The organism is Paraburkholderia phenoliruptrix (genome assembly GCF_019511605.1).
In the GTDB taxonomy this organism is placed as follows: Bacteria; Pseudomonadota; Gammaproteobacteria; order Burkholderiales; family Burkholderiaceae; genus Paraburkholderia; species Paraburkholderia phenoliruptrix_A.
The window spans coordinates 191,837-207,486 of sequence record NZ_JAEUAV010000001.1; the positions used below are offsets into that span (position 1 = coordinate 191,837).

The following is a 15,650-nucleotide window of genomic DNA, read 5'->3' on the forward strand; positions in this document are numbered from 1 at the left end:
AAAGCCGTCCGCATGCGGACGGCTTTTTTACGTGACGCCTGAGCTCACGCCCCGGCCGCGTTAGCTCCTCGCGGCATACTGGTCGCGCAGATCACGAACGCGGTCGTGGTTTTGCAGCACGCCCTGATACTGACGTTCGACAATCGCACGCACGTCGGCCGGCAATTCTTTTTCCAGCGCGTCGTGGTAGTTCTTCTTCGCGACGTCCTCGCCCTTCTCCACCTCGACGAGTATCTGGTGGTCGCTGCGGTCCGTGACCGCCGACTTCACGTCGACCCAGCCGCGATGCAACGCGCCGCTTACGCTGCCGCCGGTCTCGGGCTTGCCGCCCAGACGCTGCACCACGTCCTGCAGTTCGCGTGCGCCGCGCGCGCAGTCTTCGGCCCGCGTGAGGAACAACGTCTTCAACTGGGCGTCGCGCGCATCTTCGGCGGCCTTGCGAAAGCCCTTTTCTCCGTCCTTCGAAGTTTCGATCAGATCGTTCAGCACGGAAACAACGTTCGTAGCCATTCATTACCTCCAAGGGTTTCGTTGATCGCGAAATCCGTCGCCGGCCTGCACGCATGCGTTACGCACACGCGCCGTCGGCCATGTCATCAACTGCATGAGCAACGGGGTTCGTTTCATACCCGCATGGCGCGTGCCCGGCGCCTTGCGTGACGCACTTGCAGCCGTGCTGCTATCGCGCCCGGGTTGTTCCTGCCAGCGCTGCGTAAATGTTGCGTGGCGCGACGTTCGATGAGCGCCGCGCGCGCCCCGCCGCGCAAGGCTTTTACCGGTGGCATAGGCGTTGCTTATTGGGTTGGCCCTTCGCACTGTCATGCAGCGAATCAAGGGAAAATCTGCACGACGTACAGACAAATTGAAAAGACGGGGCGAGCAACGACGACAGGGAGAAGCACATCATGAAGATCAGCAGCGCAGAGTTTCTTGCCACCGTGGCGATAGTCTCGTCGGCCGCGGTACTGCAGCTTCGGCAGCACGCTCAACCCGATGAGAACCTCGCGACGAGCGCGCCGCAAAGCGTCGAGGTAGCGCCTTCGTCTTGCGAGCGCGCGCGTGACGGCGTCATTCCCGCGTCATGCGAAGCTGCGCGTGAGCAACGTCCTGCGGAGCACGCGCCGCCGCAGCGTGGCGCTGCCCGCATCTGGGTATAGCTGTAGCGCAAACGCCTGGAACGACCCAAGGCCGGGCAAGCATCACACGAGCACGCGGCTAAACGCCCGGCCATCAAAAGACGAAGGGCCCGACAACCGTCGAGCCCTCTACGTTTTACTCAGGCATTCGCTCACGCAACGCGCGCCCTAAGCACGCTTTTCGTTGAATTCGTTAAGCGGCACGGGCTGCTTGAGCGGGTCGAAGTCGGCCCAGCGGCCTTGTTGCCAACGACCGGTCGCGCGTTCAATGGATACGCCGCCCGCATCGCGCAACACGCGCGCCGCCTCGAGCTGGTTGTCCGTCGACACGTGCACGGCGACGAGCACGCCGGAATCGCGCGTCTCTTCATGAAACGGCGTTCGGTGCCCGGCCTCGGCGCCCTGCCGTGTGCGCCACATCGCGCCGGCCAGCGACCCGATGTACGCGCCGACGCCTGCCGCAATCGCCGACACCAGCAACGGTGCCGAAAACGCCGCGAAAATGCCGACGCCCACTATGGCGCCCACCACCGCGCCGATCGTCACGCCAAGACCTGCGCCCTTGGGCGCGCCCTTCGCTCCCGCGTCGGTGTGCGTATCGCCGCCAATCGGAAAACGCGCGTGCTGGCCGCGGGGATTGACGAAGAAAAGCGTCACGTCTTCTTCGACGAAGCCTGCGTTGAAGAGTTTTTGCGCCGCTTCCTCAGCGGCTGGGAAAGTCGTAAAGCGTGCTGCGACGATGAGTGACATAAGGCCTCCTTGCATCGTGATAGCGTTTTTGCGGACGACGCTCGCAAACTACGGTGCGCCTTCTCGCGATGAGCGGCGGGTTGCGGTCGCGCCAATGAGCAGCGAGCGGGCCGCTCAGTGGTGACGCGAGTACCCGCGCGAGTGCCCGGGCTAGGCGGCAGTGCCGCGATCGGATTCCATGCCTTCCACCCTGAACAGTCCGCTGTGCAAGATGACGCCCTCGCCGTTGTTCTGGTCAAGCGCCTCGGCGCACACCGAACGGATCCGGTTACGGCCTTTTTCGAAGGCTTCCATCAACGCGCTTTCGAGTGGAGACTCGGCGCCGAAATGATCCTCGAGCGCCTCGACGGTAATTGCGCACACAACCGGTTCGCCTTCCACGCGCGCCATGAAGCGAACGGTCAGGTTCGCGCCGTCGAAGGTCGGCTTGTCGTCGGGAAAAGTGATCTGCATAAGAGAGTCCTCATAGGCAGGCCGCGGCAGAATTGCGTTCATGATGAAGAGCCCTTCATGGTGCCGGCAAGCTGCTTCGCCATCTCGAGATGATGCTGGATGATCGGCAACGCGCGCGCGGCTGCCGCCTTCAGTTGCGAGTCGGTGCCGCTCTGGCTTTGTTGTTGGAACAGATCGACCGCCCGCTGATGCGCCTCCACGCCGATCTGCTCGACATACGCTTCGTCGAACTGCTGCCCCTTGAGCGTTTGCAACTTGCCGACGAGCGCCGAATCGGCCGCCGGCGCCGCAGGCACGCGCTTTTTCGCCGTGATCGCGGCCATGCTGCGCGCGAGTTTGGTGTGGTCCGTGATCATCTGCTGCGCGAACTTCTTCACACGCGGATCGCGCGAATTCTTTAGCGCGACCTTGCTTGCGGCAATTTCGGTAGCGTCGGATTGCGAGGCGTCCTGAATGAACTGCTGGTCCGCCGGAGAGAGGCTGGTGCCGCCCGCGGGCGCCGCGCTCGCCGGGGCGTCGCTTGCCTGCGCATACGCTGCGCCGGCCGACGCCACGCCAAGGCCCAGCGCGAGCGCCGTTACCTGGAGGGAATACCGTAGTTTCATGCTTTTCTCCCTTGCTTACGGAGTCAGCGGCGCTGCCCGACCACACCCATCGCTACGCTTGCGCACAGCGCGACGCGCGTCGTGCCGCTCATGCTGCCTTGCGTTTCGACAGTTGCCCGATCAGCGCCTTGTTGAAAGCGGGAATGTCGTCGGGCTTGCGGCTCGAAATCAGGTTGTTGTCTTCCACCACTTCCTGGTCGACCCACGTGCCACCCGCATTGCGAATGTCGTCCTGCAGACTCGGCCAGCTCGTCACCGTGCGGCCCTTGATGATGCCCGCCGACACCGGCAGCCAGGTGCCGTGGCAGATCACCGCGATCGGCTTGTGCGCGCTGTCGGCGGCCTTCACGAAAGCCTGCGCCTGCGGCAGTAGACGGATCGCATCGCCGTTCACCACGCCGCCGGGCAACACCACCGCGTCGTAGTCGGCGGCGGTGGCTTTGTCGAAAGTGGTGTCGACTTCGACCGCGTCGCCCTTGTCGACGTGCTTGAAGCCCTGGATCTTGCCGGGCTTCTCCGAAATCACGTGCACGGTTGCGCCGGCTTCAGCCAACGCGCGTTTGGGTTCGACCAGTTCTGCCTGCTCGAAACCATCCACTGCGAGTACCGCTACTTTCAGACCGTCGAGGCTGTTAGCCATCTGTTCTCTCCTTCATTGAAACGCGGGGCTGCGTGCGGGACGCGAGCCCTCGTCGTTAGCTGTTCATCAATCCGGGTGGAGCAAGGCATGTGCCTGCCCCGCACGTTGTTGGTGTCGCGCCCTGGTGTCGCGCCCTGGTGTCGGCCCTATGACGCGCCAGGCGCCGGCCGCAGCGCAATGCGAAGCCGACCGCACAGCGGCGACGCGAACGGTCTAGAGGCCGCTCGGGTCCTCGTCGAGACCGTCGTCGTCCGCCGCTTCCGGCGGGTTCACGACGCGATCCGGTTCGATGTCGCGATCCGGGTCGAGCGTCGAATCGCCGTCGGCCGCGGCGCGTTCGCCGGTCCCGGCGCGGTCGGTGTCGCTCGCGAGTTCAAGCTCACCGGTTTCCAGCGCGTGATTGTCGAGTTCCGTATCGACGTCGAACTCATGGCGCTTCTGGCCCGCGACGTCGCTGCCGCTATCGGACGAATCGCTCGGTCCCAACGTGCCCGTCGTGCCGGAGGTTTGCTTCACGACCTGTTGCGGCTCTTCATCGGGATTCAGCGTGCTGCTCATGGCGCTCTCCTGTGTTGGTTGATGGGCGGATGGATACGTGAGGTTGATCGCAAGGACTGTTCCGCGCGCGCACGTCGCGGCCTTGCGGCGATGCAGCGGCCAGGCACCGCCCTTGCTCCGGGCCATCACTGGCGCAACGCGCTTCACGCTTGAAAGTTCTACCTGCGAAGATGCCTACGACCAACAGCACGACACCCAACGCTCACGCGCCGGCCGACGACGCCGCGAAGCAGGCCGCCGCGACGACGATGCCGCCCGGCTTGCGCCACGCGGACGACAGCAAGCCCGGCTACACGCGCAAGCGCGAGAAAGACGGCTTCGCGTATTTCGACGTCGAAGGAAAGCGCATAGAAGACGAAGCGGAAATCCAGCGCATCAATTCGCTCGCGATTCCGCCCGCCTATGAAGACGTGTGGATCTGCCCCGACCCGCGCGGCCACATTCAGGCAACCGGCCGCGATACGCGCGGCCGCAAGCAATACCGTTATCACCCGCGCTGGCGCGAAACGCGCGACGCGGACAAATACGAACGCATGCGGGAGTTCGGCCGCGCATTGCCGAAGATTCGCGCGCGCGTGGCGCGCGATCTCGAACTGCCCGGCATGCCTTGCGACAAGGTGATGGCCGCCGTGGTGCGGCTGCTGGACACGACGCTCGTGCGCATCGGCAGCGTCGAGTACGCGCGCGAGAATCAGTCCTACGGATTGACGACGCTGCGCAAAAAACACGTGAAGGTCGAAGCGGGACAAGTGCGCTTCAAGTTTCGCGGCAAAAGCGGCATTGAGCATGACGTCACCGTCGACGACGCGCGCGTCAAGCGCATCGTGCGACGTTGCGCGGAACTGCCGGGGCACGACCTGTTCCAGTATCTCGATGACGAAGGCAACCGCCGTACCGTCGGCTCCGCCGACATCAACGATTATCTGCGCCGCGCAAGCGGCGCTGATTTCACCGCGAAGGACTACCGGACATGGGCAGGCAGCGTCTACGCGCTCGCCACGCTGCGGCGCCTCGTCTGCGAGAGCGCCGCTGAAGCGCGGCGCCATATCGTGGCCACCGTCAAGGAGGTAGCGGGCCTGCTGCGCAACACGCCAGCCGTATGCCGGCGCTGCTATATCCACCCTGCTGTGATCAGCGCCTTCGAGGCGGACGAATTGCAGAGCCTGCCTCCTGGCCAGTCCAGACGTGGCCTGAAAGTGGACGAAGTGGCGTTTGCCGCATTACTCGCGCACGCGGAAAAACGCGCGGCGAAACTCGCACGTCAGGCGGGCGCGAAAGGGCGCAAGCTGCGCGAAGCACAAGAGGCGGACAGCATCAACGGCTCCATTTCGACCTTGCTGCAGAAGTCGCGTGCGATCCGCAAGGAAGCGAACAAGGCGGCGCTGAAGGCAGGCGCGAAAACCGCCCGCCAGGGCCGTGGCAAAGCCGCCGCGAAAGCCGGCGTGCAAGGCGAAGCCGAAGCGGGAATCAAGGCTCGCGCACGCAGTTCGCGGCGCGCCGCTGCCGCGCCGGCCGCGGACAAACCGGCTGCAGGCTGAGCCGCTGTCACCACCGCGCGCCGCCGGGGCGGCAGCACGCCTGCGCGCACACGTGCGTGCACGTTGTTGTAAAGCCGCGCGGCAGTCCACGAGGAACGCGCGTTGCTTCACCGTCATCACCCTTAACCTGCGAAGGAGGCAAATCATGGTCATGCAAAGTCAGACGCAACGCATGCAAGGAGCACGTATCGTCGGTAAAGGCAGTGCAACGGCGGAAGGCCCCGGCCCGGACGTCATGGCCGCAGACACGCTCGACGACAACCGCGTCCTCAGCAGCGACGGCGAGGACATCGGCAAGATCAAGGACATCATGCTCGACGTGCGCTCGGGCCGCATTGCGTATGCGGTGCTTTCGAGCGGCGGCTTCCTCGGCATCGGCGACAAGCTGCTCGCCATTCCGTGGCAAGCGCTCACGCTCGACACTGAACAGAAGTGCTTCGTGCTGAACATGCCGGCCGAAAGCGTGAAGAACGCGCCGGGGTTCGACAAGGACCACTGGCCGTCGATGGCGGATGAAACGTGGGCCACCTCGGTACACCAGTACTACGGCAGCGAGCCGTACTGGAGCCGCGACCGCTTCGACCTGCGCGACGACACGCGCATCGGCGACATTCCGGCGGGCTCGTCGGACGCGCCCGAAGCCGGCGGAGTCAAGCTGTAATTCGCAATCCGCGGCGAGTGCGTGAAGCGAATTCCGTCTCGGTTCTGCCGGTTTAGGTTCTACCTGGATGCGCGCTTCGCGCTGCTTGCCGACACGGCGCCGGCCGCCCCGCGCGGCGACCGGCGCGCTGACTTCTATTACCAGCAGCCTCGTGAGCCACAAGAGGCGAGCGGGCACAGCCGGGCCACCCGGCACCCGAAAGGGAGGCGGCTCTCATGGCCACCAGCAAAACCACCAGTAAAGCTAAGCGCCCGCAGGCGCGCGGCAAGTCCGGACGACCGCCGCGACAGCGCCATGCGCAGGCGCATGCCGCGCAACAACGCAAGGCGGCAAGTACCGGCGGCGGCAAACGCCCGCGCAAGTGGTCGCATCATGTGATGGAAACGAGCGACGCGATGGACCTACAGCCCGACATCTTCAAGAACGCGAACGCTGAAGAAATTGCACAGTCGCTCAAACAGTCGTCGACGAAAAGCCGGCGACGCAAAGGCACACCGTTTCAATCGGCAATGTCGATGCTCAACTTCTACATCAACCGCGCGGGCCGAAACCTGCCGAAGACTCGCCGCGCAACGTTGGAGCAAGCCAAGCGCAAACTGCGCGAAGCATTTGGACGCGCGCCGTAAGGTGTTGTCGGGTGCACGCGGGTGCATACGGTTGCATTCCGTCGCATGCAGTTGCACGGTTGCATCCGGTTGCATGTGATTGCATCCGCTCGCATCGGGTTCCGCACTCGCCCGCCGCCATTCACTCAGTGCAGTCGCGTGCAGCTTCATGTACGCCCTGACGCGAGCCATGCGCCTGCCAGCGTTCGCGTGACGCGTTCGGGGCGGCGCCCCTTCACCCGGCCTGCCGTGCACAGCTCGCACGGCCGGCCTCGACCGGATGCACATGCACGAAACATACTGGTTTCTGATCGTCGGCGCGGTGTTGGTCTTCATGGGCATAGCCGCGACGACATTGCGCCGCCTCCCCGTGAGCGCCGCGATGGTTTATGTCGCGGTCGGCTACGGACTCGGGCCGCCGGGCCTTGATCTGCTGCACCTCGACATGATCGCCGACGCCCACCTGCTGCGCATGCTCACCGAAGTCGCGCTGCTGGTTTCGCTGTTCGCGATCGGCCTGCGTTTGCGCGTGGGCATCCTGGACCGGCTGTGGACCGTGCCGCTGCGCCTGGGCTTTCTGGCGATGCTCGCCACCGTGCCGCTGCTCGCGCTTTTCTGCGTGTATGTGCTTCACCTGGGCTGGGGGCCCGCGATCCTGCTCGCCGCGATTCTCGCGCCCACCGATCCGGTGCTCGCTCACGACGTGCAGGTGCACGACCCCGGCGACCACGATTTGCTGCGCTTTGCGCTCTCCGGCGAAGGCGGCCTGAACGACGGCATTGCGTTGCCGTTCGCGATGATCGGCCTTGCGTTCTGCGCGCTGCCGGGAGCCGGCGCTGGCGACGTGCTGAATCTGAAGCTCGCGGGCACTGCCGCATGGGGCGTGCTGGGTGCGCTCGCAATTGGCGGTCTGCTCGGCTGGGGGACGACGCACGCGGTCGCGTGGCTGCGCACGCGCCACGCGCATGCACTCGGGCTCGAGGGATTTTTTGCGCTGGGCCTGATCGGCCTCTCGTTCGGCGCCGCGCAGCTCGCGCAAACCTACGGCTTTCTCGCCGTGTTCGCGGCGGGGGTGTCGATGCGCCGAGTCGAACATCGCGCGAGCGGCGGCACCTCGCCGCGCGAAGCAATCGGCACCATCGACTCGGCGGATGTGGAAGCGACCGCGTCCGACCCCGACAAGGCCCACGCGTTCATGACCGAGTCCGTGCTCGGCTTCACGATCGAGCTGGAGCGCATCGCGGAAGTCGTCATCATGGCGATGGTCGGCAACGTGCTTTCCACGCTGAACGCGCCGATCTTCACCTGGTCCGCGCTCGCGCTCATCGTTGCGCTGTTCTTCGCGGTGCGGCCCGCGTCGGTGGAGTTGTCGCTGTTCGGCTCGGCCGCTTCGCCGACGCAACGGCGCCTGATGAGCTGGTTCGGCATTCGCGGCGTGGGCTCGTTCTATTACCTCGCGTATGCGCTCGAACACGGACCGGTCGCCGACATCACACCGCTGGTGCCGCTCGCGCTGGCGGTCGTCACCGCTTCTGTCGTGATTCACGGCGTGTCTTCGACGCCGCTCATGAACCGTTACCGGCGGCTGCGCCGTCGCGAACGGTAGAATACGAGCGCCCTTGCGCCGCTTGCGCGAACCGCCTTGCTGCTTCGCGAGGGGCCTTTGCCACTTCGCTTGCCGATGACCTCTTCCGACCCAGCGCACACAAGGCGCAGAAGCGCCGGCGAATCACTGTTCGCCTTCCTGAAGTCACTGCCGTTCGCCGAGCGGCTCGCCGAAGGCAGTTTGATGGCCTTCCAGGCCGTGGCGGGCGCAAGCCTCGCGTTCGGCATCGGCCGCATGCTGCACACCGAGCAGGCGTTCTGGGCCGCGATCACCGCGATTGCCGTGAGCCAGCACAGCTATATCGACACCCGCAAGCTGTCGCGCGACCAGTTCATCGGCGCGATGGTGGGCGGCGTGTGCGGACTCGCGGGCGCGACCCTCGGTCATGGCTATTTCGCAGCGTATGCGGCGACGGTGGCGGCGGCTATCGTGATCTGCTGGGTCGTCAACGTGGGCAGCGCGGCGCGGCTGGGCGGCATTACCGCGACCATCATGCTGCTGGTGCCGGGCATCGGCCCGGCATGGGACAAGGCATTGCTGCGCCTTGGCGAAGTCACGCTCGGCACGGTGTGCGCGCTGCTCGTGGCGTGGCTGATCTCGGTCGCGGAAAAGCACTGGTCGGGCGCCGACCGCGACACGCGTTAGGCCGCGCGTCGCTTCATGCCGCAGCGGCCGGCGCGCCGTTGTGCGGCAACCGCCGGTAGCGCCCCGGCGTCACGCCGACGTGCTGCTGGAACGCCTTGCCGAATGCCGCTTCAGATTGATAACCCACCGCCTCGCCGACTTCCGCCGCGCTTCGTTGGGTCCGGCGCAGCAGATCGCAAGCGATCGTCATGCGAATCTGCGTGAGGAAATCCATCACGGTCATGCCGGCGCGTTCGTTGAAACGCCGGGCGTAAGTGGCGCGCGACATCGCCGCAAGCTCGCCGAGTTCGGCGATGGTCCAGGGCCGCTCTGGCGCCGCCAACATGCCTTGCACCGACGCAGCAAGACGCGCGTCGGCAAGCAGTGCGAGCATGCCGGGGGCTGAACCGGCCTCATCGCCATGCACGCGCAGCGCCATGGTGAAGAGCGCCTGGCTCAATGCGGTGACGATGGCAAGCGCGCCGGGCCGGCGTTGTCCGGCTTCGTCGCGCATGAGACCGATGAGCGCCTGTAACGGGCCGAGCGCGTGCGCTCCGCCGAGCGACACGCGAAACGGATCGGGCAGCGCGTTCAGCAGCAAGGCCGAAGAACCTGGCGTGTAGACGAAGCGGCCGCACAGCAGGTCGAGGTCGGCGCCGTTCAACAGTTCGCCGGCCGGAGGTTGGCCGGCTGCGGCGGCGTGGTTGCTCTTGATCGGCAGCAGACCGTCGTGGCCCGTCACGAGTGGCGCAGTGCTCGTGCCGCGCTTCGTATCTCGCACGCGGTGCGCGGTGCCGCGCGGGAACAGCACGAAATCGCCGGCGCGCAGCGGCACTGGCCCACCGTCTGCCGTCTCGATCACGCACTCGCCTTCCAGCACCAGATGAAACGGCGCGATGCCCGCCTCCATCGGCGCGTGGTCTACGTCGAATGCGCCGCTCAGCAGGCAGCGCAGATCGAGGCTGGCCTGCGGCCGGGCGAGGTCCAGCAATCGGCTAAGCGTGTCCATGAGACTCCCGCGCTAAAAGTTGAGCGAGGCGAGTATTCAGGATATCGCCGCCGGGCGCAATACTTTGTCCAACTACGCGGGCAACCGCCGGCGCGAACTGGATCGAGTACCGCAAGAAGCTGGTTGGACGCATCGGCGAAATCGGCAAGCTGTCGCCGGATATGGTGAAGGGCTACCAGGCGCTGTCGGGTGCGGAACAGAAAACCGATCTGCCCGGCGCGAAAACGCGCGAACTGATTTCGCTGGCGCTCGCCCTCAGGTCGCGCTGCGACGGCTGTATCAGCGTGCATACCGCCGAAGCGCTGAAGCATGGCGCCATGCGTGGCGAAATCGCCTAGGCGCTCGGCGTGGCGGTCGCCACCAACGTCGGCGCGGCGATGGTGTACTCCGCGCGGACCATGGACGCCGTGGCCGCGCATTCGGCGACGCGGCTGCCTGGGGTGACGCGATCAGCGCGGCATTTGGCAAATGCCGGGAAAACCTGCGAGACTGATTTCCCGGCCTCGCCGGGCTACGCTGTCGGCGCACGGGGATTGCGTCGCTGGATATCGGGCGTCGCGCCCCCAACTAAGCTCCCATGACTTCAACCGCCGCCAGGACCGCATCCGCCGCCTGCCCCGCCCCGGACTCGGGGACGGACAGCGCCGCCGTGCGCGGCCCGTCTGCCACGCCGAATACACCCGCCGCTGCCGCCACGCCTGCAGTTGGGCCTGCTGCTGCCGCCGGTCCTGCCACGGCCGCCGTGCCTAATGCACCTGCCACAACCGCCTCGCTCGCCGTGCCGGCTACACCCGCCACACCCGCCGTGCCTGCCACGCCCGCCGTGCCCGCCACACCCACCGTGCCTGCCACGACCGCCGTGCCCGATACGCCAGCCGTGCCTGCTCTGCCCGCCGCGCAGAACTCGCACGCCGCCCTGGCGAACTTCCACCCCGCCGTGGCCGGCTGGTTCCTGAACACTTTCCCCGCGCCCACCGACGCCCAAACCGCCGCATGGCCGTCCATCCGTCAGGGGCGCTCGACGCTCGTCGCCGCGCCCACGGGTTCCGGTAAAACGCTCACCGCGTTTCTGTCGGCACTCGACGATCTGGTCCAGCAAGGTCTCGCCAGCAATGGCGCCTTGCCCGACGAAACGCTGGTGGTCTATGTGTCGCCGCTCAAGGCGCTGTCCAACGACATCCGGCTCAATCTGCAGGTGCCGCTGCAAGGCATCGCCGCGGAACTCGCGGCGCGCGGGCTGCCGCCGCTCGACATCCGCACGGCCGTTCGCACTGGCGACACCACGCAGCAGGAGCGCAACGCGCTCAAAAAGCGCGCGCCGCATATTCTCGTCACCACGCCCGAATCGCTGTACGTGCTGCTCGGCTCGGACTCTGGCCGGCGCATGCTGGCCACGGTGCGCACGGTGATCGTCGACGAAATTCATGCGCTTGCCGGCAGCAAGCGCGGCAGCCATCTCGTGCTCAGCCTGGAGCGGCTCGACGCGTTGTGCGGGCGGCGTCTGCCCCGCATCGGCCTGTCCGCGACGCAAAAACCGGTGAGCGCGGTTGCACGATTTCTCGTAGGAGGCGCGAGCGTCGACAGCGAAATTGCGGCCGACTGCGCGATTGTCGACGTGGGCCACATCCGCGCGCGCGACCTCGCGCTCGAAATTCCGCCGGTGCCGCTTGAAGCCGTCATGCCGAACGAAGTGTGGGAGCGCGTCTACGACCGGCTGGCGGAACTGGTCGCGCTGCATCGCACGACACTCGTTTTCGTCAACACACGCCGCATGGCCGAACGCGGCGCGCGACATCTGACGGAGCGGCTCGGCAAGGAAGCCGTCGCCGCGCATCACGGCAGCCTTGCGCGCGAGCATCGTTTCGACGCGGAGCAGCGGCTCAAGCGCGGCGAACTGCGGGTGCTGATCGCCACTGCGTCGCTTGAACTCGGCATTGATATCGGCGACGTCGATCTGGTCTGCCAGATGGGTTCGCCGCGCGCGATCGCGCCGTTCCTGCAACGCGTCGGGCGTTCGGGCCACCATGTCGGCGGCATGCCGAAAGGCCGGCTCTTTCCCACTTCGCGCGACGACCTGATCGAATGCGCGGCGCTGCTCGATTGCGTGCGGCGTGGCGAACTCGACGCGCTGCGCATTCCGCGCGCGCCGCTCGACGTGCTCGCGCAACAGATCGTTGCGGAGGTGTCCTGCGCCGAGTGGAGCGAAGACGCGCTGTTCGAGCTGGTGCGCCGCGCGGCGCCCTACGCGGAGCTCGCGCGCGAGCAATACGACGCCGTGCTGCGCATGCTCGCCGAAGGCTACACGAGCCGCAACGGCCCGCGCGCCGCCTATATCCATCGCGATGTGGTGAGCGGCACGCTGCGCGGCCGGCGCGGCGGCAAGCTGGTAGCGGTCACCTCAGGCGGCACGATTCCCGAGAACGCCGACTACGCGGTCGTGCTCGAGCCTCAGGCGATCAACATTGGCACCGTCAACGAAGACTTCGCGGTGGAAAGTCTCGCGGGCGACGTGTTCCAGCTCGGCAACGCGTCGTACCGCATTCTGCGGATCGAAAGCGGCCGGGTGCGTGTGGAGGATGCACAGGGCCAGCCGCCCAACATCCCGTTCTGGCTCGGCGAGGCGCCGGGCCGAAGCGACGAGTTGTCGTTCGGGGTGGCGCGGCTGCGGGCGCAAATCGGGCGGTTGCTGGATGGTGATAGCGGCGATCTCGGCAATGCGGCCGGTGCTGCCCACGGCGCCGATCCAGCCAGTCCGGACAACTCCCCGCTTCCCGCCGCCCTGCCCGCGCGTCTCGAACGCGCGATCGACTGGCTCGTCGCCGAACTCGGGCTCGACGAAGCCGCGGCGCGTCAGATCGTCGAGTATCTTGCGCGCGCCCGCGCGGCGCTCGGCGTGCTGCCGACGCAGGACACGCTCGTCATGGAGCGTTTTTTCGACGAATCCGGCGGCACGCAGCTCGTCATTCACGCTCCGTTCGGCAGTCGCGTGAACCGCGCGTGGGGCCTCGCGCTGCGCAAGCGCTTTTGCCGTCAGTTCAACTTCGAACTGCAAGCGGCCGCCACCGAGGATGCAATCGTGCTGTCGCTGACCGGCAGCCACTCGTTCGTGCTCGACGAAGTGTGGCGCTATCTGCATTCCGCGAGCGCCGAACGGCTGCTGATCCAGGCGCTGCTCGACGCGCCGCTGTTCGGCGTGCGCTGGCGCTGGAACGCGACCACCGCGCTCGGCCTGCCGCGCTATACCGGCGGGCGCAAAACGGCACCGCAATTGCAGCGCATGCGCAGCGAGGATCTGCTGACGAGCGTGTTCCCCGAGCAGGCCGCGTGTCTGGAGAACGTGGTCGGCGAGCGCGAACTGCCGCGTCACCCGCTGGTCGATCAGACCGTCGACGACTGCCTGCACGACGCGATGGACAGCGAACGCTGGCTCGCGCTGCTGCGCCGTATCGAAAGCGGTGACGTACGACTCGTCGCGCGCGATCTGCCGGCGCCCTCGCCGCTCGCCGCCGAAATCCTCAACGCGAAGCCCTACGCTTATCTCGACGACGCGCCGATTGAAGAGCGCCGTACGCAGGCGGTGCTGAACCGCCGCTGGAGCGATCCGTCAAGCGCCGACGACCTCGGTGCGCTCGACCCCGACGCGATTGCCAGCGTGCGCGACGAAGCGTGGCCGCAGGCACGCAGTGTCGACGAAATGCACGAGGCGCTCACGGGCCTCGCGTGCGTGACCGAAGCCGAGGCGCGCGACAACGGGGGTTGGCTGGAATGGCTCGCCGCGCTTGCGCAATCGGGCCGCGCGACGCGCCTCGCCATTGCGGCCGATGCGGCGCTGTGGCTGCCCGTCGAGCGCCTGACCTGCTTCGCCGCACTGTATCCGGACACGAACGGCGCGCGCTTTGCGCCGCCGCTCGCCGCGCCGAAGGGCTACACGAACGAATGGAGCGCAGAGGACGCGCTGCTCGATGTGCTCCGCGCGCGGCTGACAGGCTTCGGCCCGTTGCCGGCCAGCGCGATTGCAGACGCGTTGAGGCTACCGCAGACAGCCGTGGACGAAGCGCTTGTGCGCCTCGAAGCGGAAGGCTACGTGATGCGCGGCCGTTTCACTGCGCAAACCACCGACGACGAATGGTGCGAGCGGCACCTGCTGGCGCGGATTCACCGCTATACCGTCAAGCGCCTGCGCCGCGAGATCGAACCGGTGGAACGCCACGACTTCATGCGCTTTCTGTTCGAGTGGCAGCACCTGACGCCGGACACGCGCAGCGAAGGCCGCGACGCGCTTGCGGCCGTGCTGCAACAGCTGGAAGGCTTCGAAGCCGCGGCCAGCGCCTGGGAGGAAGACATCCTGCCCGCGCGCGTGAAGGCCTATTCGAATAATTCGCTCGACGAACTATGCCGGGCGGGCAAGATTGTCTGGACGCGTCTGACCGAACGTTCGCGCAGCGCCGCGGCTCCTGTGCGCGGCACCCCAATCGTCCTGTTGCCGCGCGCCCAGGTGCGCGTGTGGAGCGCGCTGATCGATCCGGCGCGTCAGCCCGAACTCTCTGCGCGCGCGCAATCGGTTCACGACGCGCTGGCCGAACACGGCGCGATGTTCTTCGACGAACTGCTGCACGAACTTCGCATACTGCGTATCGAACTGGACAACGCCCTGGGTGAACTGGTGGCGGCCGGTCTCGTGAACTCGGACAGTTTCGCGGGCCTGCGCGCACTGCTCAAGCCGGCCGCCAAACGCAATGCGTACGCGGGTAGCCGCCGCGCGCGCTCGACGGCGCTGATCGGCGGAATGGACGACGCCGGGCGCTGGGCGCTCGTGAACCGACGCGGCTCGATGGCCGCAAGCGCGCAATCCGGCGACGTGGCAAAAGACACGCAGCGGCCCGCACAAACGCCCCGCCAGTTGCCGCCCGAGATTCTCGAACATGTCGCGATGACGTTGCTGCGGCGCTACGGCGTCGTGTTCTGGCGGCTGCTTGCGCGCGAAGCCGACTGGCTGCCGCCGTGGCGCGATCTGCTGCGGGTGTATCAGCGGCTCGAAGCGCGCGGCGTGATTCGCGGCGGACGCTTCGTCAACGGACTGGCCGGCGAGCAGTTCGCATTGCCCGAAGCAATACCCTTGCTGCGCGAAGTACGCAGACATGCGAACGATAGTGCTTTTGTGTGCGTCGCCGGCACCGATCCGTTGAATCTCGCCGGCACGCTGCTGGTGGGCGAACGCGTGCCGGCGGTGGCCGGCAACCGCGTGCTGTATCGCGACGGCATTGTCGTCGCCACACTCGCGGCGGGTGCATTCTGGTTCGACGCGTCCGTCGAGGCCGACCCGCTCGAACGCGAGCGCGCGCGCAGTTTTCTCACGCGCCGGTTCTAGACGCGATCTGCGCAGTACGCGCGGCGTGTAGAGAATGCCTCATCCGACATCGTTCGGAGTGCCTCTTTTACCGATTAAGGCGTGCGCCGCGCGAGCC

Annotated in this window: 14 protein-coding genes and 1 pseudogene; 8 read left to right on the forward strand and 7 right to left on the reverse strand. The window is 66.6% G+C overall.

Features of this window, described 5'->3' with window-relative positions; translation table 11 throughout:
• Window positions 1-60 precede the first annotated feature (60 nt).
• Window positions 61-510 (reverse strand): PA2169 family four-helix-bundle protein, encoded by a 450-nt coding sequence (locus JNB89_RS00800; RefSeq protein ID WP_220360886.1) that lies wholly within the window; start codon window positions 508-510, stop codon window positions 61-63.
• A 395-nt stretch (window positions 511-905) separates the two neighbouring features.
• Here JNB89_RS00800 and JNB89_RS00805 point away from each other — a divergent pair, with 395 nt between their 5' ends.
• Window positions 906-1,157, forward strand: coding sequence for a hypothetical protein (locus tag JNB89_RS00805; protein ID WP_220360887.1), 252 nt, complete (start codon window positions 906-908; stop codon window positions 1,155-1,157).
• A gap of 147 nt (window positions 1,158-1,304) precedes the next feature.
• Here the strand turns inward: JNB89_RS00805 and JNB89_RS00810 are convergent, their stop codons facing one another.
• From JNB89_RS00810 to JNB89_RS00830, 5 genes are all read right to left on the reverse strand, one after another.
• Window positions 1,305-1,886: a membrane protein gene (locus tag JNB89_RS00810; protein WP_013341262.1), complete on the reverse strand. Its 582-nt coding sequence runs from the start codon at window positions 1,884-1,886 to the stop codon at window positions 1,305-1,307.
• Between the two features lie 150 nt (window positions 1,887-2,036).
• Complete coding sequence (locus tag JNB89_RS00815; protein WP_013341263.1) at window positions 2,037-2,381, reverse strand: DUF1488 domain-containing protein; 345 nt, start codon at window positions 2,379-2,381, stop codon at window positions 2,037-2,039.
• Complete coding sequence (locus tag JNB89_RS00820) at window positions 2,378-2,944, reverse strand: DUF4142 domain-containing protein (RefSeq protein WP_135892037.1); 567 nt, start codon at window positions 2,942-2,944, stop codon at window positions 2,378-2,380. The genes JNB89_RS00815 and JNB89_RS00820 overlap by 4 nt, the downstream gene beginning before the upstream one ends.
• A gap of 88 nt (window positions 2,945-3,032) precedes the next feature.
• Window positions 3,033-3,584 (reverse strand): type 1 glutamine amidotransferase domain-containing protein, encoded by a 552-nt coding sequence (locus JNB89_RS00825; protein ID WP_220360888.1) that lies wholly within the window; start codon window positions 3,582-3,584, stop codon window positions 3,033-3,035.
• 213 nt (window positions 3,585-3,797) lie between these two features.
• Window positions 3,798-4,142 carry a hypothetical protein gene (locus tag JNB89_RS00830; RefSeq protein WP_013341266.1) on the reverse strand — a complete coding sequence of 115 codons (345 nt, stop codon included), beginning with the start codon at window positions 4,140-4,142 and terminating at the stop codon, window positions 3,798-3,800.
• 170 nt (window positions 4,143-4,312) lie between these two features.
• On the opposite strand from JNB89_RS00830, the gene JNB89_RS00835 reads away from it, so the two are divergent.
• From JNB89_RS00835 to JNB89_RS00855, 5 genes are all read left to right on the forward strand, one after another.
• A complete protein-coding gene (locus JNB89_RS00835; protein WP_220361250.1) occupies window positions 4,313-5,680 on the forward strand; it encodes a DNA topoisomerase IB in 1,368 nt (455 codons plus the stop codon).
• A gap of 145 nt (window positions 5,681-5,825) precedes the next feature.
• Window positions 5,826-6,341 carry a PRC-barrel domain-containing protein gene (locus JNB89_RS00840; RefSeq protein ID WP_013341268.1) on the forward strand — a complete coding sequence of 172 codons (516 nt, stop codon included), beginning with the start codon at window positions 5,826-5,828 and terminating at the stop codon, window positions 6,339-6,341.
• Window positions 6,342-6,556: 215 nt separating this feature from the next.
• Window positions 6,557-6,967, forward strand: coding sequence for a DUF3175 domain-containing protein (locus JNB89_RS00845; RefSeq protein ID WP_220360889.1), 411 nt, complete (start codon window positions 6,557-6,559; stop codon window positions 6,965-6,967).
• Window positions 6,968-7,232: 265 nt separating this feature from the next.
• Window positions 7,233-8,552, forward strand: a complete 1,320-nt coding sequence (locus JNB89_RS00850; protein WP_220360890.1) for a cation:proton antiporter — start codon at window positions 7,233-7,235, stop codon at window positions 8,550-8,552.
• A 75-nt stretch (window positions 8,553-8,627) separates the two neighbouring features.
• A complete protein-coding gene (locus JNB89_RS00855; protein WP_220360891.1) occupies window positions 8,628-9,197 on the forward strand; it encodes an FUSC family protein in 570 nt (189 codons plus the stop codon).
• Between the two features lie 13 nt (window positions 9,198-9,210).
• Here the strand turns inward: JNB89_RS00855 and JNB89_RS00860 are convergent, their stop codons facing one another.
• Window positions 9,211-10,185, reverse strand: a complete 975-nt coding sequence (locus tag JNB89_RS00860; protein WP_220360892.1) for an AraC family transcriptional regulator — start codon at window positions 10,183-10,185, stop codon at window positions 9,211-9,213.
• A 59-nt stretch (window positions 10,186-10,244) separates the two neighbouring features.
• Between JNB89_RS00860 and JNB89_RS30955 the strand changes: the two are divergent.
• Both JNB89_RS30955 and JNB89_RS00870 read left to right on the forward strand, forming a co-directional pair.
• Window positions 10,245-10,604, forward strand: a pseudogene (locus JNB89_RS30955) (carboxymuconolactone decarboxylase family protein); the annotation flags it as partial.
• A 158-nt stretch (window positions 10,605-10,762) separates the two neighbouring features.
• A complete protein-coding gene (locus JNB89_RS00870; RefSeq protein ID WP_223216663.1) occupies window positions 10,763-15,553 on the forward strand; it encodes a DEAD/DEAH box helicase in 4,791 nt (1,596 codons plus the stop codon).
• The last annotated feature ends 97 nt before the right edge of the window (window positions 15,554-15,650 follow it).

What these genes read in the sequence shown, in the direction of transcription:
- JNB89_RS00800 (WP_220360886.1), bottom strand. Translation starts at nt 510, where the DNA reads ATGGCTACGAACGTTGTTTCCGTGCTGAACGATCTGATCGAAACTTCG.
- JNB89_RS00805 (WP_220360887.1), top strand. Translation starts at nt 906, where the DNA reads ATGAAGATCAGCAGCGCAGAGTTTCTTGCCACCGTGGCGATAGTCTCG.
- JNB89_RS00810 (WP_013341262.1), bottom strand. Translation starts at nt 1,886, where the DNA reads ATGTCACTCATCGTCGCAGCACGCTTTACGACTTTCCCAGCCGCTGAG.
- JNB89_RS00815 (WP_013341263.1), bottom strand. Translation starts at nt 2,381, where the DNA reads ATGAACGCAATTCTGCCGCGGCCTGCCTATGAGGACTCTCTTATGCAG.
- JNB89_RS00820 (WP_135892037.1), bottom strand. Translation starts at nt 2,944, where the DNA reads ATGAAACTACGGTATTCCCTCCAGGTAACGGCGCTCGCGCTGGGCCTT.
- JNB89_RS00825 (WP_220360888.1), bottom strand. Translation starts at nt 3,584, where the DNA reads ATGGCTAACAGCCTCGACGGTCTGAAAGTAGCGGTACTCGCAGTGGAT.
- JNB89_RS00830 (WP_013341266.1), bottom strand. Translation starts at nt 4,142, where the DNA reads ATGAGCAGCACGCTGAATCCCGATGAAGAGCCGCAACAGGTCGTGAAG.
- JNB89_RS00835 (WP_220361250.1), top strand. Translation starts at nt 4,313, where the DNA reads ATGCCTACGACCAACAGCACGACACCCAACGCTCACGCGCCGGCCGAC.
- JNB89_RS00840 (WP_013341268.1), top strand. Translation starts at nt 5,826, where the DNA reads ATGGTCATGCAAAGTCAGACGCAACGCATGCAAGGAGCACGTATCGTC.
- JNB89_RS00845 (WP_220360889.1), top strand. Translation starts at nt 6,557, where the DNA reads ATGGCCACCAGCAAAACCACCAGTAAAGCTAAGCGCCCGCAGGCGCGC.
- JNB89_RS00850 (WP_220360890.1), top strand. Translation starts at nt 7,233, where the DNA reads ATGCACGAAACATACTGGTTTCTGATCGTCGGCGCGGTGTTGGTCTTC.
- JNB89_RS00855 (WP_220360891.1), top strand. Translation starts at nt 8,628, where the DNA reads ATGACCTCTTCCGACCCAGCGCACACAAGGCGCAGAAGCGCCGGCGAA.
- JNB89_RS00860 (WP_220360892.1), bottom strand. Translation starts at nt 10,185, where the DNA reads ATGGACACGCTTAGCCGATTGCTGGACCTCGCCCGGCCGCAGGCCAGC.
- JNB89_RS00870 (WP_223216663.1), top strand. Translation starts at nt 10,763, where the DNA reads ATGACTTCAACCGCCGCCAGGACCGCATCCGCCGCCTGCCCCGCCCCG.